This window comes from Winogradskyella thalassocola (genome assembly GCF_900099995.1).
GTDB lineage: Bacteria > Bacteroidota > Bacteroidia > Flavobacteriales > Flavobacteriaceae > Winogradskyella > Winogradskyella thalassocola.
In genome coordinates this window covers 31,344-53,297 of the sequence record NZ_FNCZ01000004.1, presented here as the reverse complement: position 1 = coordinate 53,297, position 21,954 = coordinate 31,344, and the positions used below count along the sequence as shown (strand labels likewise).

Below are 21,954 nucleotides of genomic sequence, written 5' to 3'. Positions count from 1 at the left end.
AATTACATTTTATGATCTAAATATTTACCAGTCTCTTTGTGGTTAAAGTTCGGTAATATTTTGTGAAACAATTGGGTTATATCTTCCTTTGTCCAAGATTTATTTGCTTTGAGTTTATTTATAGACTCAGAAAAAAGTTTGAGTTTATCACCTCTATCAATGTTTAATTCATTTTTAATAATGCCAAGCGTCTTAAAACGATTTAGGTCTAAAATTTCATGTGCTGTATAGAATTCTTCAGATTCTTTTTCGCCTGTGGTATCAGTTTTAGTCAATAAGTAGGGCCATTTCCCAGATTTAGGTAATGTTTTAGCTAATTGTCTTGCGTCGTCTTCGTTGTCACACAAATAAGGTTCGTAACCAAGTGCTGTAATGTAGTTTATAGCAACGTCAGCGCAACTAATTGAATGTAACTGTTCATTCATTTGTGGGAAAAAGATATCATTATTCTCACCAAAAATGCACGACATTAAACAGAGTTCTCCGGATTCTTTAGGTGTTATAAAATAGCGTTTAATATCGTTTGGAGCCGCAATAGGTTGCTGTTTTTTAATGCGTTGCTCAAAACCATATAATAAAGACCCATCGGAAAATGCCACATTAGCAAAGCGAGCTGAAGAAATAGTGATGTCTTTACTTTTTTGCATTAAAAAAAGTTCCATAATGCGCTTAGAAGCTCCCATCATATTCACAGGATCTGTAGCTTTATCTGTAGATACGCAAAAATATTTTTTGACACCATTATCTATAGATTGTTGAATGGTTTTTTCAGTATTAAAAATATTGACATCAATAATTCGTATCAATGTAAAAGCGTCTTCTTCACTTCGTACGTGTTTTAATGCAGAAAGATTTAGTACATAATCATACTCTCCATCGGATGCAATAAACGCATCATATGCAATAGACCCAATATCTAAAGCAAACGTTTTAAAATCACCATCAATATAGCCAAAAGAACTTCGGATATCTCTCACTAATTCAACTAAGTTATTTTCACTTATATCAACGACATGGAGTTTTTTAGGATGCCGTTTAAAAATTTCATTAGTCACGGCTTGCCCAATTGTGCCGGCACCTCCTAGAACCAAGAATTTTGAAGATGCAACGATAGCGTTAAGTTCGCTATGGTGTGTTTTAAAATCGCGTTCAAACAATTCGTCCTCTCTACCAATGAGGTTTAATATATTTAGTTTGGACAATTCTTTGTGGTTCATAGTGTAATTAGCGCTACTAATGTTCTATAATTTAAAATATAAAACACGATTCTTAGCTTTGTAAATATAGGGTTTAGCAATTATGTTTTAAAATTGTTGCATTTATTTCTTTACTTTTATTATGATAAAAATATTCACACCAAAGATTATTAAAAATTGTAATATTGCTAAATGAAAACGTTTAGAATTAGAACTGAATACAAGGATTCTCAGGGGAAATTGGATTATTTTATTAAAAATTTTGATACTGAAGGCACACCTTTTGGTGATCAAAAGAGGAATTCTCTTAGGCTTTTTAAGTTGAAGGATTTTCAGGTGAATATAAAATCGTTCAAGGTTCCTAACGTTGTTAATCAAATAGCATATTCGTTTTTTAGAAAAAGTAAGGCGCAGCGTTCCTATGAATACGGCTTAGAACTTATAAAACGAGGCATTGGTACACCACAACCAATTGCTTATTACGAGTTTAAATCGTTTTTTTTATTTAAAAAAAGCTACTATTTATCGGAACAGGTCGATTGCGATTTAACGTATAGAGAACTTACTCACGATTTTAACTACCCAGATTACGAGGCTATTTTAAGAGCCTTTACACGATTTACATTTCAATTGCATGAAAAAGGAATTAAATTCTTAGATCATTCTCCAGGAAACACTTTAATAAAAAAGGTAGCTGATGGTTATGAGTTCTTTTTAGTCGATTTGAATCGTATGGAGTTTAAACACATGAACTTTGAAGACCGTATAAAAAACTTCGACAGATTAACCATTCATAAATCTATGGTAGAAGTGATGAGCGATGAGTATGCGAAAGTTTCGGGCGAAGATTATGATAAGATTGTTAATTTAATGTGGGAAGCTACAGAAGCTTTTCAAGCAAAACATCATAAAAAGCAGCGTTTAAAAAAGAGATTGAGATTTTGGAGAACGTAGTTAAGGTCTATTGATTTTTTCTAGTTCTCTTAACTTCGAATATTTTAAAAACGTAATATTTGCTGTTTGTACACAAATTACAAAACCATTAAACCCATCTAAAAATCCAAGTCTTAAAAAATAGGATTTAAAAAAAGCCCATGTAGGGTTCCAAATAATTTTCAATAGAGAACTTTTTTTTCCAGAATCGAAATACGCTTTTGCCGCAATAGTTGAAAAATATTCTGTCTTTTGATTAAACTCGGAATAGGTTTGGTAGGTTTTATGTAAGATATCACCTTTTAAATGTCCAAACTTTGCCTTAGCATTGTGTAATTGCACATTATCGTGTGGATTAATTCCTTTCCATTCTGCACATCGTCTATCAAAAATGCGTAATTTCTTGTTTGGATACCAATCGGAATGTTTAATCCATTGCCCACAAAAGTTATTAAAACGATTAGCGTAATACCCATCAAATTTCCAACTCGATTTGAGGTCGATTATAGATTTTTGAAGCGTTTTAGATAAGGCTTCGTCACCATCTAATGAAACAACATAGTTAAAACTTGCTTGTGATAATGCAAAATTCTTTTGTTCTATGTAACCTAAAAATTCTTGCTCTATAAATGTGACGTTAAATGCTTTACAGATGGCTTTTGTGTTGTCTGTAGAAAAGGAATCTACAACAATAATTTCGTCTACCACATCAACTAAAGATTGCAAACATTGTTCAATGTTGCGTTCTTCATTAAAAGTGATAATGACTCCAGACAGTTTTATCATGTTGTTGATTTCAATGCTGTAAAAATAGTATTTTTGCTAAATGCAATCTAATCTACAAGCAACAATAATTGTAAGCACGTTTAATAAGCCAGAATGGCTTAAACTGGTATTGCTCAGTTTTGATATCCAAACCACGAGAGATTTTGAAATTATTATTGCAGATGATGGTTCTGACGAAAAAACAAAAACGGTTATAGATCAATTTTCTGAGCATACAGATTTGAAAGTGATACACGTTTGGCAAGAAGATGATGGTTTTCAGAAAACAAAGATTTTAAACAAAGCCATTGAGGCTTCAAATGCTGACTATTTAATTTTTACAGATGGTGATTGTATTGCGCGTAATGATTTTGTTGAAACGCATTTAAAATTAAGACGATTACAACATGCGCTTTCTGGAGGTTACTTTAAACTAACAGACGAAGTTTCGAGAAAAATTAATGCTCAGGTTATCAGTGCACAAAAATGCTTTGAAAAGGATTGGCTTATTGCTGAAGGTCAGCCAAAAACGTTTAAAATGAATAAGCTGACAAAATCAGATGCAAAAGCTAAGTTTTTGAATTTTGTAACACCAACAAAAGCCACTTTTGACGGCATGAATGTATCGTGTTGGAAAAGTGATATTCTAGCAGTTAATGGGTTTGATGAGCGGATGAAATATGGAGGAGAGGATAGGGAAGTAGGTGAGCGAATGATGTATAATGGTGTTCGATTTTTACAGATTCGTTATAGTGCCATTTGTGTTCATTTGCATCACGAACGACCGTACAAAAATGAAGATATCTTGAAACTTAATAAACAGATCAGACAACATACGAAGCAACAGAAATCGACTTATACCCAATTCGGTATTAAAAAGGATGAAACTATTTCTTAATAGTAAAAGGTTTAGAGTAACTCTTCAATGTAAAATAACCCAAACGTTTTCTCATTTTATATTTGCGAATTAAATTGAGGGGTTTATTTTTTAAATGGCTTTTATCTTCATGTAAAAATGCAATAGACGTTTCAACGACGCGCTTACTCGATTTACCATCAAAATAGGGGTGTAATTGATCTATAAAAGTATCAATATTTGTAATCAATTCTTCAGGATAATTTAGAGCCTCATCAAAAGCACTTTCAATAAGATTTGCAGCTTCAATATTTATTAAATAATCATGATTAAACGTATGTCTATATGTAACTACCGGTTTTTTTTGAATTAAAAACTCTTGAATTGCAGACGTCGTATCAGCAAACATAATATCTGCTTTTTTAAACAGTGGAACTAAATCGGTCGTATTATAATAGGTGAAATGGTCGCCGTTTAAGTTTTTCCATTTCTCTTTGATCTCATTCGGTAATTTAGGGTGCAATACCATTATAAAATTATACTTTCCAGAAGTTGCTAAATGTTTAATAGTATTAAAAACATCATCGTGAAGTGCCAAACTTAATCGCTTGCTAAATGTTGAAGCTATCATTATGGTTGGAAGACTATTTTTTTCTGTTTCAACTATAGGGAATAAAGGATCTATCTTGCTCCAACCTGTTTCTTTAACTTCAAAATGAGGGAACTTTTTTTGCTGTAATTCAAAACCAGCAGTGCTCGTTGGACCTTGTGTACAGTACAAATCGAAAAAACCACGAATTCTAAAATGTGCAAATTTATTGTTGCCTTCTGGTCGCTTTTGAGCAAAAAAACCATGAAAAATCTGAACTTTAAGTCCGGCTATAAAATCAGGTACATCATCGGTAGCTGCTAATACAATATGAGGTTCATATTTTACAACGTCTTGTATGGTGTTTAAAACATTGTTTTTGCCTTTTAATGCATCTTTACCATCATTAAGATCACTATACCACATTACTGTGTCACCTCTGCTTAGGATTTCTTTTTCTAGCGGGTTTCCTATAGGTAAAGCATAGCTGTAAGAAATGTATATTAAGAATTTATATGGCATGCTGGTGATGTATTTATGAGGTTCTTTTTTCTAACCATTTTAATATGTAGTCTAAAATATGTGGTGGACTACGATCTAAACTTTGAAGTCCTAAAAACAATTTTCCTTTAGTCTTCACATTTAATTTAAAGCGATACCAATACAACGGTTTTTTATAGGATCGAAAATACATGAGCTGAAGATCATCTTTAAAATAACATGTTTTATTTTTTATTTCTAGATGATTTGCTAAGCCTTGAGATAGAAATTGATTCGGATTCCTAAATTTATATTTTATATTTTCTAAAAAGACCTCACGATTTGCTTTAAAATACGTTTCGAAAGTAGATTTTCTTAATGGATGAGGTGTGTGCTTAAAATTGTAATACTTGTTTAGTCCTGCGAGTTTTGCAGCAAGTTGTTGAGCTGATTTATGACCGATTCTTGGTTTCTTGAATTTTTTATAGAATTTGTTTTCATCAAATTTTTGCCATTTACCTCTCAAGACAGGATATCCATTTTTAAAAAAGTCTTCAGGTTGTGTTTCTTTTATTAAAAAAAAGTCATCGTTAAGATAGATGAAATGCTCTGCTAAATTGGGAATTCTATGTATACAGGTCTCTAATGTTCTACTACAAAATGTAGGTAAAAATTTTTCGTAACCTTCGAAAATAACCTTGTGATCTATAATAGATACTTTGTCGTACGATTCATTTTTATTCGTCTCGCTTAAAAAATTGGGTGTTTGATTATCTGTAACTATAAAAATGTTTCTGATGTAAGGAGCAAACTTTAAAATGGAATCTATCGTAAATTTAATTTCATTGACTTGGTCATATCGGGTTCTAAAATTTTCTGAACTTATTTTAGTTTTATCTTCTAAGTAAGGCAGCATTTTAGCTTTATGCTTTTCGTCATTTCCATCAACCCACAGAATTACAGCGTCTATAGGATGTTCTTCAATAATGTCCTTCGTCATAGTATTATTACTTAATTAATCAAAAGTTGCATCCCATTCGTTCTATTAAAATTTGGTAATTACGTTTTGACCTTTTTCAAGTTTAGGCAATTCAAAATAGTCTCCAATGATGGTATTATATTCATCCGGATAAAATTCTTTTCTAGCATCAGATGGGTAAAACGTCATTTCTCCAAATATTGTCTTTCCATTAACAGAGTAAAAATCGACTCTAACAAAAGGGAGGTTTTTAGATAAAATCACAGATAACTCTACCATCTCTTTAAGATTAGTGGGTTTTGCAATCCCAGCCGAAATTGTTTTGTAAGTTTTACTTTTTCCAAATGGTAGTAAATTAAAGTCTAAATCAAAGCAGCCTTGTTTGTGATCTTCTTCTCGGTCTATATGAACATCTATGAATTTAGGTTCACCATTAAAACAGTAAAATTTATAATCAACTAAAGTGTTTTTATCATCTTCCTTTAAAAATTTTTCAATGATGTATCTCGGTTTGACGTCTTTATAAGCCCATTCTTGACCCATTCTATAATATTGATTAACCTTTAGCCATTTTTTTAACTTTTTGGAAGTTTTTTTAATGTCTAATTGGGTTTTGTCTTTAACAATTATATTGTGACCACTAGAGTGGGTTGCTTTTATAACAAACTTGTTAGGTAAGTCTTTAAATGGAATATCTTCTACAGTATCGTAAACTCCATAAATTTCGTTGAGATATTTTTTGCCGATAGTATTTTCAATAATGCTTCTAACCTCATACTTATCTACTAACGTGTTTAATATTTTTGGTCTATAAAACACTTTATACCATTCTATTTTTGCATTAAATTCTCTAGGGTTTTCAAGGTTTAACTTTTTGCCAGAGAAATACTCATAATGATATTGTGCATAAAGCTTAGAAGGTAAAAAACGCATCTTTCGCAACTGTCTTAATAAGCTCCGACGTATTTTATTAGGCATTGTTCAAGTTGTTTAAGTAAATATAAAACAAAAATATGGTGTCAATTTTCAATTTTTATATTCTTTTCCATTAAAATGAAAGTCATTATTCTAACCGATAACCAAAGCCATCAATCACGTATTGTTTACAAGGGTTGCATTCACCACAAGGTTTGTCGGTAGCACGATGACAAAACCAAGTATTATTCATAATATCTATGAAATTATGTTTTTCGGCATAGCGCTTCATTTCTAATTTAGAGATATAAGCGATTGGGAATCTAATATTTTTAAACAGTTCTTTTCTAAGAAAATCTATTTTCTTTGGATTCACAACCCAGTTCTTTCCGCCAGTTTCATCTTTGATTTCAGTCAATTCATTAAAATAAATTAAAGAATCTCGATCTTCGTTATGAAATCCTTGTTCTAAACCTTTATATTTTTTGGCTAAGCAAGCCAACCAATAGTATTGCTTTCCTATTCTACGACGACGTCTAATTAATTTAAAAATTAACTTTAAATATAAGTTAGTGGGTATTTTTTCTCGTTTTATCAGCTTTACAGGTAAAATTTTACCGTTAGAGTCTTTAAATCTTTGTCGAATTTCTTCCGATAACTGCTTAATGGTTTCAAGCTCTTTATCCGTAGAAGGTCTGCCTTTGTCAATAACATAAAGGGGTTGAAGAATTAATCCACGCTCATAGAGTTGAATAACTCTAAAGGTAGAATCCCAACCACCTGTCCATAAAACAACTTTAGCCTCTTTCATATTTAAACGGCAACATCATACTCGCGCAATGCATCATTTAAAGATGTTTTCTTATTTGTACTCTCTTTACGCTTTCCGATAATTAATGCACAAGGTACTTGAAATTCACCAGCCGCAAACTTTTTAGTATAACTACCAGGGATTACAACCGAACGTGCAGGTACAACACCTTTGGTTTCTAAAGGTGTGTCTCCAGTTACATCAATGATTTTTGTACTCATGGTTAAGACCACATTTGCACCTAAAACAGCTTCTTTTTCTACACGTACACCTTCAACAACAATACAACGACTGCCAATAAAAGCGCCATCTTCAATGATTACAGGTGCCGCTTGTAATGGTTCTAATACACCGCCAATACCAACACCTCCAGAAAGATGTACATTTTTACCAATCTGTGCACAACTACCAACAGTTGCCCAAGTATCTACCATCGTGCCCTCATCTACATAGGCACCAATATTTACATAACTTGGCATTAAAATAGTGCCTGAAGAAATATAGGCACCATGTCTTGCTACAGCGTGTGGCACAACTCTTATCCCTTTAGCAGCATAACCGCGTTTTAAAGGAATTTTATCATGGTATTCAAAAATACCAACTTCAAACGTTTCCATTTTTTGAATTGGGAAATATAAAACAACCGCTTTTTTTACCCATTCGTTTACCTGCCATCCATTATCGGTTGGTTCTGCTACTCGCAATGTGCCAGCATCAACAAGGTCAACGACGCTTCGTATAGCGTCTATGGTTACTTTATCAGTTAGAAGAGAACGATCGTCCCAAGCCTTTTCTATTATAGATTGTAGTTGTTTCATATTATTCGTCAGTATTTTGACATCAAATATACTTTTATAATCGTTGTGGCTAAAACACTTTTTTAAAAAAATGTGACGTATTTAAAAAAGTTGTGTCTTAAGTATAATTAACACGGTGATTTATTTTTTAGAGGGAATAACTCATATGATTAATTTGGTTAAATTGATTTACTTTAAAACGCTTCTTTTTTTAAGAAGCGTTTTTTATTGCGTTATCTTTGTAGTTATGGGACGAATTTTAGCCATTGATTATGGTACAAAACGAACAGGATTAGCAGTAACAGATGAAATGCAAATTATAGCATCTGGTCTTACCACAGTAGAGACTAAAACGCTGATTCCTTTTTTGAAAAATTATATTTCAACCGAGAAAGTTGATAAAATAGTAGTTGGTTTGCCAAAGCAAATGGATAATACGGCTTCAGAAAGTGAAGTCTATATTCAGAAATTCTTAGTGCAATTAACAAAAGCAATTCCTCAAATTCCTGTAGATCGTGTGGATGAACGTTTTACTTCAAAAATGGCATTTCAAACGATGATCGATAGTGGGTTGAAGAAAAAACAACGCCAAAATAAGGCTCTGGTGGATGAAATTAGTGCAACCTTAATTTTGCAGAGTTACCTTTCTAGCATTTAATAGGTAGTGTTGGTTGGCTATTTTTAATTTTTGAAATGAATTTCAAATTCTAACGACTTAGGTTTTGTCTCGTTCTGAGAAATGCTTTTTAATTTAGTTTTTGAAATTTGAAATATTATGTCAGAATTTGGTACTTTTGCACCCGAAAATAAATGAATTATGATTTTACCTATCGTAGCCTATGGCGATGCTGTTTTGAAGAAAGAGGCCAAGGAAATTGATAAAGATTATCCGAAGTTAAATGAGCTTATTGATAACATGTACGAGACCATGTATGGTGCGTTTGGTGTTGGTTTAGCTGCTCCTCAAATTGGTTTAGCAATTCGGTTATTTTTAGTGGATACTAGTCCTTTTGCAGACGATGAAGACCTTTCAGAAAAAGAAAGTGAACAAATGAAAAACTTCAAAAAAACATTCATCAATGCTCAGATTTTAGAAGAGGAAGGTGATGAATGGGCTTTTAATGAGGGCTGTTTAAGTATCCCAGACGTTAGAGAAGACGTTTTTAGAAAACCAAAAATTAAAATTCAATATCAAGATGAAAATTTTGATACACACGTTGAAGAATACGATGGCTTAATAGCACGTGTAATTCAGCATGAATACGACCATATTGAAGGCATTTTATTTACAGATAAACTATCATCGTTTAAAAAGCGTTTAATAAAAGGACGACTTGCCAATATTTCAAAAGGTAAGATTAAAATTGATTACAGAATGCGATTTCCTGCAATGAGCAAGAAACGTTAATATAATATATATGAGCTTAGATAAAATTTTATCCATTTCTGGAAAACCAGGTTTATACCAAATCGTTACACAAACTAGATCAGGTGCTGTTGTAGAATCGTTAATCGATAAAAAACGCATCACAGTTGGTGCGCACAGTAACATTAGCATTCTTAGTGAAATTGCTATTTATACCTTAGCTGAGGAAGTACCTTTAAGAGACGTACTTAAGAAGATTAAAGAAAAAGAAGGTGGACAGCCAACGTCTATCAGTCATAAGGATAGTAAAGATACTTTAGAGGAATTTTTCTTTGAAGTTTTACCAGATTATGATGAAGATCGTGTGTACCCTTCAGATATAAAGAAAGTTGTGCAATGGTATAATTTACTTCAAAAAAATAATCTTTTAGAGGCACTTGAAGAATCTAAGGATGACAAAAAAGCTTCTGACGAAGAAGAATAAAAATGTCGGAAAAAGCAGCCCAATTAAAAGCCTTTGAGCGTTTGTTAACGATTATGGACGAGTTGCGAGAGCAATGTCCGTGGGATAAGAAGCAAACGATGGAATCCTTGCGTCATCTCACCATTGAAGAAGTTTACGAACTTGGAGATGCTATTCTTGATAATGATTTAAACGAGGTTAAAAAGGAATTGGGGGATGTTTTACTTCACATTGTATTCTATTCTAAAATAGGAAGTGAAACCAATGATTTTGATATTGCAGATGTTTGCAACAGTATTTGTGATAAACTTATAAGTCGTCATCCACATATTTATGGTGATGTTGTGGTTAAGGATGAAGCAGAAGTAAAGCGCAATTGGGAACAGCTAAAACTTAAAGAAGGAAAAAGTAGTGTCCTCGAAGGAGTGCCAAAAAGTTTACCAGCTGTTGTTAAAGCTAGTCGCATACAAGAAAAAGTAGCTGGTGTTGGATTTGATTGGGAGCGTCCAGAACAAGTTTTTGAAAAAGTAGAAGAGGAGATTGCCGAATTAAAAGCTGAAATCCTAAAAGGAGATCAAGATGCGATTGAGAGCGAATTTGGGGATGTGATGTTTTCTATGATTAACTATGCACGTTTCCTTAAAGTGAATCCCGAAAACGCTTTAGAACGCACCAATAAAAAGTTTATAAAACGCTTTCAATATTTAGAATCTAAGGCTAAATACTTAGATAAATCTTTAAAAGACATGACACTTTCTGAAATGGATGTCTTTTGGGAAGAGGCAAAATTACTGTAATTCTATGGTCATTCTGAGAAGGCAGGAATCCACTTTGAATTATGCTTTTTAATTTTGCAATAAATTTTAAAAAATTAAAAGCTAAATAACAGAATTGTCTGTCAAAACTTGACGAGAAAACTATAAGAAATTCTTTCTGCTTAAATTAATTACCTTCATTAAAATTCTAACTTTCTTCTAGAGACGGCAATGAAAATTGGTCATTTGTTAAAGTTTTAAAAAATTTAAATTCCAAACATCCAAAACTAATTTCTGTGCGTAAATACTGTATATAAAAACAAAAGCGTTTTTATAATCTTAGTAGGAAATCTTAATTATTATTTTAAGCGGTTGTAATTAAGGTTAATTTAGTTTAGTTAGGGCAGAACCCACTTGTAAAGTACAAGTGGGTTTTGATATTTTAGGCTTTAGCTAATATTAGTTTTATTAGATATAAGTTGACTTTAATTTTAAAATAGAGATATTGAGAATGCCGACTAATTTTTTATTAGTTTTTCTCTAAAGATGTCTCCATTGGCATTTTTTATTTCAACAATATAATTACCACTATTCAAATCTTGTATATTTATTTCCTGATTTAATTTAGAATGTCCTTCTTTTACCGTTCTTCCCAATAAATCAATAATACCATAGCTAATATCTTCAGTAACGTTTTCGTTGCTAGTCACAGTAATAACATTGCTAGTTGGATTAGGAAATAATTTTAATTCTGATTTCACAGCGATTTCTTCTGTACTCAAAGTCTGGCTTTCAGCCATGATGTTGTCAATATCTAAAACCGCTTCGATGGGATCTGACTCCCAAGCAGGTACATCATTGTGTACTATTCTCATTTCTTCTACGCCTTGACTTGAACTTCCAAATGTAACAGAGTAGCTGAAGGTATCTGAAAGTGCTGTTATGTTTTCTTCAAGAATAGAAAAAGAAATTCGTTTCCATCCTTCGTTTGGTAAAACAGCTATGGCATTGGTTGTACTGCAACGATAAATAAGACCATAATCGGTTTGAAAAGATAACCTTAAAAAAATAACATTATCACCTGAATTTCTAACATCCATTGATATGTATTTAACACGACTCGAAAGATTACCTTGATAGTAGTTACCTTGCCATTGGGCATTATTTTTAGTCATTAATTCAAGATCAGAACCTGAACCGCTTGAGGTTACTCGTAAAAAATTATCGCCTTCACCAGAAGGACCTCCGTTATAAATATTTTCGTTAGCGATAGAATTGTTTTTGGTCCAGTTACTCATCGTATAATCTTCAAAATCATCAACCTGATCTAATTCAACTTGTGATAATGCAATAGTTGGTAGGCATAACAGTAAAAAGCGTAGAGTTTTTTTCATAATATTTGGGTGTTTAAATTGTTTGATTGAATTGATTTGTGTTTAGAAATAGTACATAGCGTATCTGTGATGCTGAGACTATTTTGTTTATTACAGAAAGTATTTGCTTATAACAAACGGATGTGTGTTATAAGCAAATGAGTTACATCTAAATTCTATAGTATTTTAGCTATACATGCCACGAACCTTGGATAATTTGGCTTTCCAAGTGTCTAATTCCTTTTTATGATTCGCAATATTTTTATGGACATCTTTCACTAAAGGATTATCTGATTTTACATTAGAGAAAAACTGTAAATTATTTTCTAATTGATTGATTTCAGATTTTATTTCAGTAATTCTTTTTCGGATAAAATTTTGCTCATTATCTAGCAATCGCGTGTCATCAGAATCTGCTAAGTTTTCGAGTTTACTCTCAAACTTAATCATCTCTAATTTCGATTTATCCATTTTAAGCTTATCGAATTTATCGTCAATGGCCTTGTAGAATTTCCCATCAATGTAACGTTTATTTTGCGGTACATATCCTATGGCTTTCCACTCAGCAATTTTGTCTTGTAGTATTGTTATATCTGCTTTAGGATCTTCAGTAAGCTCAAGTGTTTTTAATTCGTCTAATAACTTTACTTTTTTATCAAAAGCATCATAAAGGTGTTGATCTTGCGCTTTGCGCTCTGTATGCATTTTATCGAAATAGTGATTACAAGCTGCTTTAAATTGCTTCCAGATTTTATCGCTATCGCGTCTTGGAACATGACCAATTGTTTTCCATTCGTTCTGAATTTTCTTCATTAACGGAGTTACCGTTGCAAAGTCATCACTATCTTTATTGTCTTCTGCAATTTGAATTAAATCCTTTTTCTTTTTAAGATTATCATATTGATCTTTCTTTAAATCTTTGTAAAAGCTGTTTTTACCACGATTAAAAGTTCTTACTGCTGATTTAAATTTTGCCCAAGTACTCTCATTAACTTTTAAAGGCACTTTACCTGCCTTAAAAAAAGCGTCTCTTAGAGCTTCAATTTCTTTAATCTTTTTCTGCCAAGCACTATGTGAATTGCCTTTGTCCTCCGCTAGAGCTGTTATTTGTGCAATGATTTCTTCTTTGCGCTCAAGATTTTTTTCGTGAGCTTTATCCATATCAGCATAGTAAGCTTGACGCTTATCGTGAATCAATTTTGTGGCATTACTAAAGCGTTCCCAAATTATTTCTCTGTGTTCTTTACCAACAGGTCCAAGCTCTTCTTTCCAGAGTTTATGTAGTACTTGTAATTCTCTAAACGAACGGTTAGTGTTCTCATCTTCTGCTAACTCTTCTGCACGTTCTATGATTTTTAATTTCTGATCATAGTTATGCTTAAAGTCCATATCTCTCAAATCGTTATTGAGATGTAAGAAGTCGTAAAAACGCTCTACATGATGGTGGTAAGTATTCCAAGCCGTATTGTATTTGTCTCGTGGAATTGGGCCAGCATTACGCCATTTTTCCTGGAGTTCTTTGAAGGTTTTATAGGTGGTACCCATGTTTTCTTCAACACTGAGTAGACCTTTAATATCTTCAATAATTTGTAGTCTATTATCAAGGTTTTGTTTCAGGTTTTGCTCGCGCTCCTTATAATAAACATTTATGGTTTGTTTGTATTCTTTATAATACGAATTGAATTGTTTTTTGGTGTCGTTGGTATAATAGAAGTCTATTTCGTTACCTCCATCTTCAATAAATTCTTCCTTTTTTTCATCTAGAAGCTCACTGAATTTGGCATTAAATTCGCCTTTAATCTCATTAACATGTTTTGAGATCGTTTGAATCTTATGGGTTTTCAAGAGTCTACCCATTTCAGCAGTGAGCTCAACCATAGTCATGGCATGATAATCTTTTTCCTCAACCTCATGACGCTCAGCATTAGATTCATCTTCAGCGTCTTCAGCATTTGATGCTTCTATTTCGTCAACAAGGTCGTCTTTAGGAGCTTCAGTTTCAGGTGTCTCCTCAACGTCATCGTCTTCAGATTTTACAATGCTCTCAGCTTCTGTTTCAACTATTTCAATTACAGAACCTTCATCAAGGTCATTATTTACTTCAGCTTCAGCGGCATTCATTTCAATTTCTGTTGGTTGTGTTGGAGTAGTTTCTGTTGATTCTACTTCTTTTTTTCCATCTGCATGTTGCAGGTTATCATTCTCAGACATGTGTCAAATATTTTTTATAGTTGTTAAAGATACTAACTAGTAGTTTAACTACAAAGGAAATGCGTGTAGAGCTTGTGTTTTAGGATTTATTCCAGATTTCCCAAGATTTTTCAGCCTGTAGTCTTAACATTTCGAGACCATTTATGGTTGTTGCTCCCTTAAGTTGCCCACATTGTAAAAATTTAGTTTGCTCAGGGTTATAAATAAGGTCATATAAAATATGCTCACTGGTAACGGCGTCATACGGAATATCGGGACATTCATTAACCTTAGGAAACGTGCCAATTGGTGTGCAATTGATAATAATGGTGTATTCTGAAATAATATCACTTGTTAAGTCGGAATATAAATAGGTGACATTTTCCTTTTGAGAGCGCGAGACAAAATCATATTTAATTTTTAACTTTTTAAGGGCGTAAGCAATGGCTTTAGAAGCCCCTCCTGTACCAAGAATTAAAGCTTTTTTATGATGTGATTTTAAATGTGGTTTTATAGAATTTCTAAAACCATAGAAATCGGTATTGTAACCTACCAGTTTTTTCTTTTTTGTAAATCGAATGGTGTTTACAGCTCCAATGTCTCGTGCTTTTTTGTTTAACTTATCGAGTAAAGGAATTACTTGTTCTTTATAAGGAATAGTGACGTTAAGCCCTTTTAAGTTTGACGTAGTCTTTATGATTTCTGAAAGCTCGTCTATAGATTGTAAATCGAAATTTACATAAGAATTTGGTAAATTTTCAGAGTCGAATTTATCTTTAAAATAACCTCTCGAAAACGAGTAGGAGATATCTTTTCCTACGAGTCCGAATTTAAGTTTTGATTTGTCTTGTGCGTTTTCCATACCATTCTAATCCTAAAACTATCAGGATTCCTAGGGCAATATAAACAATTGCGATGTAAGTTTGGGTGTTCAATTCTGGTAAATACCGCTGGTAATTGGCAATGATTTGTTTTCCAGTGGAATCTAGAATAGTTATGCCATCAGTATTTGTTTTATATATGGTTTCTTTCCATGGCCAAACAACTCCTAATGAACCGATGATAAAACCCATTATGGTAGCGAGTGTAATGAATTTGTAATTCTTCAGTATATAACTTAGTATATGTGAAAAAGTAACCAAACCAGTGAGAGAACCTAGTGTGAATACCACTAAAACTTTTAACATTCGTATGCGATAGGCATTATGAATAAATTCAAAATCACCACTAATAACATCAACTATGGTGTCGTTAAGTGCATTTACAGAGTCAACTAACAGCAATACGTAATTTCCTAAGAGAATAAGAATGAACGAACCAGAAAACCCTGGTAACGTCATGCCAGAAACACTAATTATGCCACAAAAGAAAACAAAAAATAGATTATCGTTTTCCGTTGCAGGATCTAGAAAACTAACACTAATACCAGCTATGGCTCCAAGAACTAAAGCTAATAAGGTCGTTCTATTCCATTCTTTAAAATCCTTAGAGATATAATAAATTGAACCTAAAATCATTCCAAAGAACGTACTCCAGACATAAAGCTCGTAATGTACAATGAGGTAATCCAATAGTTTAGAAACACTAAAATAACTCACTATCATTCCTAAAAATAGTAAGCTTAAGAATTTACCATTGATATAACGATAAAAGCTTTTAAACCTCCCATTAAACAAAAGTTTAAAAGCCGTTTTGTTAACCCGTTGTAATGAGTAGATAAACTCTTCGTAAAAACCAGCAACAAAAGCAACAACACCTCCAGATACACCTGGAACTTTGTTAGCGGCACCCATAGCCAAGCCTTTAATGACCAAGAATACGCGATCTTTAAGCGCTCTGGTGCTTTGCATTACACTTTGTTTTTATGTTTACCTAAGCTTTCTAAAATTAAGATAGTTGCAAACCCAATGACAATGAATATGATTGCCATTACGAGTTCGTTATCGCCAACATAAGAGGTTGGTAAGATACTTTTATCAAGTAGGGTAACCACTTCACCTTCAGAATTTATACGGGTTTTTAAAACTTCTTTCCATGGCCAAATTTTATTTAGAGACCCAATCATAAACCCGGTTAAGATGGCTAGAGTTAGATTTTTGTGATGTTTAAACATCCAATTTAAGGCTTTAGAAAAGACTTTAAGTCCAATGACAGCGCCAACACCAAGTAGTACGAATTTTAATAACGCATCTTTAAAAAGTTCCATATTTCCATTTAACAAACCATCTCTTAGATTATTAATGGTATCAATTGCGGTTTGGTAAGCTCCAAGAATTAGTAAAATAAATGCACCAGAAACTCCTGGTAAAATCATAGCAATGATCGCTATAAATCCACAGAATATAAGATAGTATGGACTGTCTGGTGAGGCAAATGGTTCGGCTTTGGTAATATAAAAAGATATAATTGACGTTATTAATATAGCAATTATCAATTTTAAGGACCAACCTTTAATTTGTTTGGCTATGTATAAAATACTAGCTAAAACAAGTCCGAAAAAGAAAGACCAAAGTAATACGGGCTCATTGTGTAATAACCACTTTATGAGTTTTGATAAGGATAAAATACTAATCGCTATTCCAGAAAAAAGAGCTATTAAAAAATTCCCGTTAAAGGAGTTCCATGCGGTTTTAAAACCTTCTTTCTTCCAAACTTTGAAAACACTGAGATTAACCTTATCAATACTTTCTATAAGTTCTTCGTAAATACCAGATATAAACGCAATGGTTCCTCCAGAAACACCTGGAACAACATCTGCTGCTCCCATTGCAATACCTTTAAAAGTGATGACTAAATAATCTATAAATCGTCTTTGCATTTTATAAGAAAAATATGAAATGCTAAGGTATGATTTTTTTTAGTTTGATGTCTTTTTAGCTTCTGAAATTATAGCTTTAATCAAGGGTTTATCTGTAAGTTGAGGAAATAATTCTGAAATAATAAAGTTATAATCGATATTAAGTCGTGTTGCATTTTTAAGATGGAAACGACCTTCTTCAGATTGATGAACGGTGAAATACAGGCCTGCTAATCGGAATTCTACTTCTGCACTTTCTGGATAAAATTCTGAAGCCTGAAGTAAATTAAATATAGCAGCTTCGTACTCACCCAAAGTTGTTAAAACATCAGATCTGTTTAGCCATGTATCTAATTCGTAATTACCTAAATCTAAAGTGCGTTTGTAACCACGCTCTGCTTCTTCAAGAAAATTTAGTCGTTTGTTTACAGCGGCATAAAGTTTCCAATATTTAACATTTTCACTATCTATAATAACAGCTTTATTAATGTAGTAAAGTGCTTTTTGATAGTTAAGACGTTTCATGTAAAACTTGGTAATCGCAATCCAACCTTTATCGAGTAAGGCGTCTTCATGGATTGTTTTTTTGAAAAACTGAATAGCTAAATCTTCCTGTTCGAGTTTGGCATAACATTGACCAATACGCAAAAGTGCAAAGGACGTTGGGTCGTCTAATGCTAAGCTGATTTTGTAATTGTCAATAGCCTCTTCGTATTTTTCTAATTTCTCGAGGACTTTTCCTTTTTCAATATAAGCACCAATAAAAGTGTCATCCGAAATAATTGCAAAATCTAAGGCTGTATTTGCTTTCGCATAATCTTTAATAGTAAAATACTGTCTTCCCAATTGGTGCCAAGCAACTTCACAATATGGATTAGTGTTTAAATATAAATTTAAATAGTCTATAGCTTCTGAATGCTGATTTAGAAAATCATAACAATACACAATATTATGAAGTGCAGAGTAATCTGAAGTATCGCTTTCTAAGCATTTTTTAAAATAGATAATAGCATTTTCAAATTTATCTAAAAATAAATATTCCATACCCACTAAGGCATACAAATCTGCATCATCTTCTGGTGTGTGAGATAGTTCTATGGCAATAAGTAACGTATCTATAGCTTGCTGATGTTTATCTTGTTTAGATAAAACATTTGCTTTTTGAATAAAAATTTCTTCGTTGGTAGGTTCAATATTATGTAGTCTATCTAATAAATCATCCGCCTCTTTAAACTTATTTTCAATCACTAAAATTTCAACTTGAAATAATCTTAGATTAATGGATGTAGGGTGTTGTTCTAAACCTAACTTAATGGCACGTTTAGATAGCGGGATTTTGCCATTTTCTAAATAGTGGTGTATGATATTTTCGAACTCGTTAGAATCAAAGAACAATATATTATTGGTCTTTAGCATCGATTCAAATCGAGTGAGAGGGAAATTTTCGTCGTCTTGACTATATTGCATAAATAGTTTAATAATTCGCTGAAATAAAATTACAGTTATCCTATGCGTTACATCGTTTTTTCAACGAATGTTCTTAACAAATTAATTAACATTCAAATTTTCGTTTATGTTAAGGTATGTAAAAGACTGAATTAAAGTATTTTAAAAGCGTGTAAATGGAATTAAATTTCGTCTAGTATTGAAGTTATGATACGACATCCTTCTATTATTTCTTCATTTGAAATTGTTAAAGGAGGCGTAATACGGATGGCTTTGGGTTCAAAGAGGAGCCAAAATAATATTAATCCTTGGTCTTTAGCTTTCAAAATCACTTCATTTGTAAGCTCTGCATTATCTGTAAAAGCGGCTAACATTAGACCACGACCTCTAATCTCTTTGATGTGTTTATGTCGAAGATGTTGCCTAATTAATTGCTCCTTTTCTAAGGCTTCAGACATCAGATTAGACTCTGTGATTTCTTTTAAAGTCGCTAAAGCTGCAGCTGCAATTACAGGATTTCCGCCAAAAGTTGTGATATGGCCAAGTTTTGGATTATCACTTAAACAATCCATCATGTGTTTAGAGGCTGTAAATGCTCCAATAGGTAAGCCACCTCCTAAACCTTTGCCTGTAACAACAATATCTGGTTGGCAGTTGTAGTTCTCAAACCCGAATAGTGTTCCCGTTCTCCCAATTCCTGGCTGAATTTCATCTAAGATAAAAACAGCTCCAACGGCATTACAACGTTCTTGCACTTTAGTTAGATAGTTGTTGGTAGGTTCAATAAACCCGGCTCCGCCTTGAATCGTTTCTAGGATAACAGCAGCCGTTTTATCAGTGATTTTTTCTAAATCTGTTATAGAATTAAATTCAATATGCTTTATGTCTGGAATTAACGGTAAAAAGGGCTGCTTGCGTTCTTCGTAATCCATAAGGCTTAGTGAGCCCATAGTATTGCCATGATACGCATTTTTTGCAGCAATAATTTCTGAACGACCTGTAAAACGCCTTGCTAATTTTAAGCTGCCTTCAATAGCTTCTGTTCCTGAATTTACAAGATATGTAGATTCTAAAGGAGCAGGTAAATGTTTGGCTAATATCTTAGTTAATTCTAATGCTGGTTTTTGAATATATTCTCCATAAACCATCACATGAAGGTATTTGTCTAATTGATCCTTAACTGCTGTTACCACTTTAGGATGCGAATGCCCTAAACTACATGCTGAAACTCCAGCAACAAAATCGAGATAAGCTTTGCCTTGAGTGTCATAAATATAGCATCCTTTTGCATGGCTTATTTCCATCGCTAGTGGATATGGCGTGGTCTGAGCTTGGTATTTTAAAAACTCGTCTTTCAATTATTGACCTTCTTTTTTAATTGTTTGTTTTAAAGGTTTCGTCGCTGTAGAGTCTGCCTTTTTCGGAGTAGATTGAAATGGCTTTAATATTGTTTTTTTAGGGAGATTCCGAGCCGCTTTATTCTCTTTTTTAGGAGTGGCTTTTCCGGCTTCTTCTATACGTTCCGTAACGTCATCATCAATAAATGCTTCAGCAGGAATATAGTCGTCTAAACCTTTAATTAATGGTAAATCTAATGGAGGATCATCTTTAAATAAATCTTCAACAGACAGTGGTTGTTCTTCGCCACGCCAATCGAAGTCCCTTAAGCGTCTGCCGCTTTTTGGGAAATCTGACTCGGGGAAAATATTACCATCAATTTGATTAATAAAACGAACTTCGTCTATTTCTTGGTCGATAATTTGAACATTAATACTACCCGATTTTGATTTTTGAATCCCTATTAATTCACCTTCATCATTTCTTAAATATCGAATGGTTTCGGCATTTTTAATGATATCTACATTGTAAAGTTGGTTGTCTTTAAATAATCCAATTAGCCGTAGACCTTTTATTTGGTTGTAGCCATCTTCACTTAAGGTGTCTTTATTTATTAAAAATGCATTTTCAAACACTTTTAAAGAATCTAATTGCTCTGTTTTTGGGTTTGAAATTAAATGAATAGTATCACCAGTCATTTGATTACCAATATTCCAAAGTACAGGTTTGCGTTTGGTAGCAAAAGCATCAGTAGAGCTAAATCTATTAAGGTTAATCAGTTGGGTTAAACCTTCTTTGTGATTAACATGAATAGAATCTGCTTTGCCAGCCATGTCACTTTTATATAATCTGGCGTTATTGTAAGCCCGAGTGATGCGGTTTTCGGGTTTGCCAGTAACCATAAGCGTATCTGCGTGTATGTAAATTGAATCGTTTTCTTGAACTGTTATAGCTAAAGCGCGCTTTGTAATATACATGGAGTCTTTTGCTCGCCAAACTTCAGCATAATGCCCCTTTACAATACTTTTATTAAGCGTATCTGTAACTGTAATATTGTTAGTGGCAGAAGCAAATTTTTTAGTTCTATCAAAATACAAACTATCTCCTTCTACTGTGCGATTGTCATAATCGATTTTGGCGTTGCGCTGAAAATGTCCTGTATTATTATTTGTGTCATAAAAACCACGTTCACAATAAATCTTGCTCGCTTCTCCAACTATGGTCGAAGGACCAAAAAGATAGGCGTGGCCATTTTCTGTAAAGAAATCGAGACGTTCCGTGTTTAAAGTGTAAGTGGGATTAACGAGAACTACATCTTTAACGAACTGGTACTTGCTAGCATTGATATAATACCTTCCAATTTGACTCGTAATTGTTCCTGAAGTGTCTCTTACAACTGTTCCTTTAGTGTTGTAATAGGCTTGCTGTTTTATTCTATCAAAATAAAGTGTGTCGGTTTTAAGCGTAGATTGAGGTTCTGTTAAAACGACGTCGCCTCGTGCAATTGCTAATTGAGATTTTCCACTATATTCTAGGTATTTAGCAACCATATTAATAGAGTCACCTTGCTTCATCACCACGTTACTGAAGGCTTCTATAAAATCTTGGTCTTCATAATAAATGGCTTTATCGCAAAAAAGATCTGCTCCTTTATGAATAAAATGGACTTGTTGTGACTTGTCTCTAAGAAATACCAATGCGCCATCTTTTATATCTGGAGACGTTGAAGTGTTCCCAGAATATTTCACTGTTATTTTCTGCTTTTCTTGTCCAAAGCTAAAAAAGACAGATACTAAGCAAATGATAAATAGAAGATTTTTAAATCGTTTCAAAGACATATATTTTTTACAAAATAACACTTATTAGATTTGCTTTAGTGTGTGTTAACGTTTTTTTTAACAGATA

21 protein-coding genes are annotated in these 21,954 nt (G+C 33.0%); 6 read left to right on the top strand and 15 right to left on the bottom strand.

Annotated features, from left to right (window positions below):
- Positions 1-2: 2 nt before the first annotated feature.
- Positions 3-1,217 (bottom strand): UDP-N-acetylglucosamine 4,6-dehydratase, encoded by a 1,215-nt coding sequence (locus BLT80_RS11460; protein ID WP_092468090.1) that lies wholly within the window; start codon positions 1,215-1,217, stop codon positions 3-5.
- Between the two features lie 171 nt (positions 1,218-1,388).
- Here BLT80_RS11460 and BLT80_RS11455 point away from each other — a divergent pair, with 171 nt between their 5' ends.
- Entirely contained in the window at positions 1,389-2,150 is a 762-nt protein-coding gene (locus tag BLT80_RS11455; RefSeq protein ID WP_092468088.1) for a lipopolysaccharide kinase InaA family protein, read from the top strand.
- On the opposite strand, the gene BLT80_RS11450 is transcribed toward BLT80_RS11455, so the two are convergent.
- Positions 2,151-2,915: a glycosyltransferase family 2 protein gene (locus tag BLT80_RS11450; RefSeq protein WP_092468086.1), complete on the bottom strand. Its 765-nt coding sequence runs from the start codon at positions 2,913-2,915 to the stop codon at positions 2,151-2,153.
- A 40-nt stretch (positions 2,916-2,955) separates the two neighbouring features.
- Between BLT80_RS11450 and BLT80_RS11445 the strand changes: the two genes are divergently transcribed.
- On the top strand, positions 2,956-3,792 hold the full coding sequence (locus BLT80_RS11445; protein ID WP_092468084.1) for a glycosyltransferase family 2 protein: 837 nt from the start codon (positions 2,956-2,958) through the stop codon (positions 3,790-3,792).
- On the opposite strand, the gene BLT80_RS11440 is transcribed toward BLT80_RS11445, so the two are convergent.
- The 5 genes from BLT80_RS11440 to BLT80_RS11420 form a co-directional block, all read right to left on the bottom strand.
- A complete protein-coding gene (locus BLT80_RS11440) occupies positions 3,782-4,861 on the bottom strand; it encodes a UDP-N-acetylglucosamine 2-epimerase (protein ID WP_092468082.1) in 1,080 nt (359 codons plus the stop codon). The two genes, BLT80_RS11445 and BLT80_RS11440, sit on opposite strands and share 11 nt — an antisense overlap.
- Positions 4,862-4,874: 13 nt before the next feature.
- A complete protein-coding gene (locus BLT80_RS11435; RefSeq protein WP_092468080.1) occupies positions 4,875-5,819 on the bottom strand; it encodes a stealth family protein in 945 nt (314 codons plus the stop codon).
- Between the two features lie 45 nt (positions 5,820-5,864).
- Positions 5,865-6,776, bottom strand: coding sequence for an ATP-grasp fold amidoligase family protein (locus tag BLT80_RS11430; protein ID WP_245710237.1), 912 nt, complete (start codon positions 6,774-6,776; stop codon positions 5,865-5,867).
- Positions 6,777-6,861: 85 nt separating this feature from the next.
- A complete protein-coding gene (locus BLT80_RS20500; protein WP_092468076.1) occupies positions 6,862-7,524 on the bottom strand; it encodes a hypothetical protein in 663 nt (220 codons plus the stop codon).
- Between the two features lie 2 nt (positions 7,525-7,526).
- Entirely contained in the window at positions 7,527-8,342 is an 816-nt protein-coding gene (locus BLT80_RS11420) for a 2,3,4,5-tetrahydropyridine-2,6-dicarboxylate N-succinyltransferase (RefSeq protein ID WP_092468074.1), read from the bottom strand.
- Positions 8,343-8,568: 226 nt separating this feature from the next.
- On the opposite strand from BLT80_RS11420, the gene ruvX reads away from it, so the two are divergent.
- The 4 genes from ruvX to mazG all read left to right on the top strand — a co-directional run bounded on the left by ruvX (position 8,569) and on the right by mazG (position 10,947).
- Positions 8,569-8,979 carry a Holliday junction resolvase RuvX gene (gene ruvX, locus BLT80_RS11415; protein WP_092468072.1) on the top strand — a complete coding sequence of 137 codons (411 nt, stop codon included), beginning with the start codon at positions 8,569-8,571 and terminating at the stop codon, positions 8,977-8,979.
- Positions 8,980-9,138: 159 nt separating this feature from the next.
- Entirely contained in the window at positions 9,139-9,729 is a 591-nt protein-coding gene (gene def, locus BLT80_RS11410) for a peptide deformylase (protein WP_092468070.1), read from the top strand.
- 10 nt (positions 9,730-9,739) lie between these two features.
- Positions 9,740-10,171, top strand: coding sequence for a DUF5606 family protein (locus tag BLT80_RS11405; protein ID WP_092468068.1), 432 nt, complete (start codon positions 9,740-9,742; stop codon positions 10,169-10,171).
- A gap of 2 nt (positions 10,172-10,173) precedes the next feature.
- Positions 10,174-10,947 carry a nucleoside triphosphate pyrophosphohydrolase gene (gene mazG / locus BLT80_RS11400; RefSeq protein WP_092468066.1) on the top strand — a complete coding sequence of 258 codons (774 nt, stop codon included), beginning with the start codon at positions 10,174-10,176 and terminating at the stop codon, positions 10,945-10,947.
- A 476-nt stretch (positions 10,948-11,423) separates the two neighbouring features.
- Here mazG and BLT80_RS11395 read toward each other — a convergent pair whose 3' ends face one another.
- The 8 genes from BLT80_RS11395 to BLT80_RS11360 all read right to left on the bottom strand — a co-directional run bounded on the left by BLT80_RS11395 (position 11,424) and on the right by BLT80_RS11360 (position 21,887).
- Positions 11,424-12,299: a T9SS type A sorting domain-containing protein gene (locus BLT80_RS11395; protein WP_092468064.1), complete on the bottom strand. Its 876-nt coding sequence runs from the start codon at positions 12,297-12,299 to the stop codon at positions 11,424-11,426.
- A gap of 165 nt (positions 12,300-12,464) precedes the next feature.
- A complete protein-coding gene (locus BLT80_RS11390; protein WP_092468062.1) occupies positions 12,465-14,489 on the bottom strand; it encodes a DUF349 domain-containing protein in 2,025 nt (674 codons plus the stop codon).
- Between the two features lie 79 nt (positions 14,490-14,568).
- Positions 14,569-15,330: a shikimate dehydrogenase family protein gene (locus tag BLT80_RS11385; protein ID WP_092468060.1), complete on the bottom strand. Its 762-nt coding sequence runs from the start codon at positions 15,328-15,330 to the stop codon at positions 14,569-14,571.
- Entirely contained in the window at positions 15,299-16,318 is a 1,020-nt protein-coding gene (locus BLT80_RS11380) for a DUF368 domain-containing protein (protein ID WP_092468058.1), read from the bottom strand. The genes BLT80_RS11385 and BLT80_RS11380 overlap by 32 nt, the downstream gene beginning before the upstream one ends.
- Positions 16,318-17,286 (bottom strand): DUF368 domain-containing protein, encoded by a 969-nt coding sequence (locus BLT80_RS11375; RefSeq protein WP_092468056.1) that lies wholly within the window; start codon positions 17,284-17,286, stop codon positions 16,318-16,320. Before BLT80_RS11375 ends, BLT80_RS11380 begins: the two co-directional genes overlap by 1 nt.
- Positions 17,287-17,325: 39 nt before the next feature.
- Positions 17,326-18,732: a tetratricopeptide repeat protein gene (locus BLT80_RS11370; RefSeq protein WP_092468053.1), complete on the bottom strand. Its 1,407-nt coding sequence runs from the start codon at positions 18,730-18,732 to the stop codon at positions 17,326-17,328.
- 161 nt (positions 18,733-18,893) lie between these two features.
- The gene (locus tag BLT80_RS11365; RefSeq protein WP_092468051.1) at positions 18,894-20,069 is read right to left on the bottom strand and encodes an aspartate aminotransferase family protein; all 1,176 of its coding nucleotides are present in this window, start codon (positions 20,067-20,069) and stop codon (positions 18,894-18,896) included.
- Entirely contained in the window at positions 20,070-21,887 is a 1,818-nt protein-coding gene (locus BLT80_RS11360; RefSeq protein WP_175455597.1) for an OstA-like protein, read from the bottom strand. It lies immediately after the preceding gene.
- Positions 21,888-21,954: the final 67 nt, after the last annotated feature.

Bases quoted from the DNA above. Each gene is read 5' to 3' on its own strand.
- BLT80_RS11455 (WP_092468088.1), top strand. From the start codon at position 1,389: ATGAAAACGTTTAGAATTAGAACTGAATACAAGGATTCTCAGGGGAAA.
- mazG (WP_092468066.1), top strand. From the start codon at position 10,174: ATGTCGGAAAAAGCAGCCCAATTAAAAGCCTTTGAGCGTTTGTTAACG.
- BLT80_RS11430 (WP_245710237.1), bottom strand. From the start codon at position 6,776: ATGCCTAATAAAATACGTCGGAGCTTATTAAGACAGTTGCGAAAGATG.
- BLT80_RS11405 (WP_092468068.1), top strand. From the start codon at position 9,740: ATGAGCTTAGATAAAATTTTATCCATTTCTGGAAAACCAGGTTTATAC.
- BLT80_RS11375 (WP_092468056.1), bottom strand. From the start codon at position 17,286: ATGCAAAGACGATTTATAGATTATTTAGTCATCACTTTTAAAGGTATT.
- BLT80_RS11440 (WP_092468082.1), bottom strand. From the start codon at position 4,861: ATGCCATATAAATTCTTAATATACATTTCTTACAGCTATGCTTTACCT.
- BLT80_RS11460 (WP_092468090.1), bottom strand. From the start codon at position 1,217: ATGAACCACAAAGAATTGTCCAAACTAAATATATTAAACCTCATTGGT.
- BLT80_RS11360 (WP_175455597.1), bottom strand. From the start codon at position 21,887: ATGTCTTTGAAACGATTTAAAAATCTTCTATTTATCATTTGCTTAGTA.
- BLT80_RS11450 (WP_092468086.1), bottom strand. From the start codon at position 2,915: ATGATAAAACTGTCTGGAGTCATTATCACTTTTAATGAAGAACGCAAC.
- ruvX (WP_092468072.1), top strand. From the start codon at position 8,569: ATGGGACGAATTTTAGCCATTGATTATGGTACAAAACGAACAGGATTA.
- BLT80_RS20500 (WP_092468076.1), bottom strand. From the start codon at position 7,524: ATGAAAGAGGCTAAAGTTGTTTTATGGACAGGTGGTTGGGATTCTACC.
- BLT80_RS11370 (WP_092468053.1), bottom strand. From the start codon at position 18,732: ATGCAATATAGTCAAGACGACGAAAATTTCCCTCTCACTCGATTTGAA.
- BLT80_RS11390 (WP_092468062.1), bottom strand. From the start codon at position 14,489: ATGTCTGAGAATGATAACCTGCAACATGCAGATGGAAAAAAAGAAGTA.
- def (WP_092468070.1), top strand. From the start codon at position 9,139: ATGATTTTACCTATCGTAGCCTATGGCGATGCTGTTTTGAAGAAAGAG.
- BLT80_RS11420 (WP_092468074.1), bottom strand. From the start codon at position 8,342: ATGAAACAACTACAATCTATAATAGAAAAGGCTTGGGACGATCGTTCT.
- BLT80_RS11435 (WP_092468080.1), bottom strand. From the start codon at position 5,819: ATGACGAAGGACATTATTGAAGAACATCCTATAGACGCTGTAATTCTG.
- BLT80_RS11380 (WP_092468058.1), bottom strand. From the start codon at position 16,318: ATGCAAAGCACCAGAGCGCTTAAAGATCGCGTATTCTTGGTCATTAAA.
- BLT80_RS11395 (WP_092468064.1), bottom strand. From the start codon at position 12,299: ATGAAAAAAACTCTACGCTTTTTACTGTTATGCCTACCAACTATTGCA.
- BLT80_RS11445 (WP_092468084.1), top strand. From the start codon at position 2,956: ATGCAATCTAATCTACAAGCAACAATAATTGTAAGCACGTTTAATAAG.
- BLT80_RS11385 (WP_092468060.1), bottom strand. From the start codon at position 15,330: ATGGAAAACGCACAAGACAAATCAAAACTTAAATTCGGACTCGTAGGA.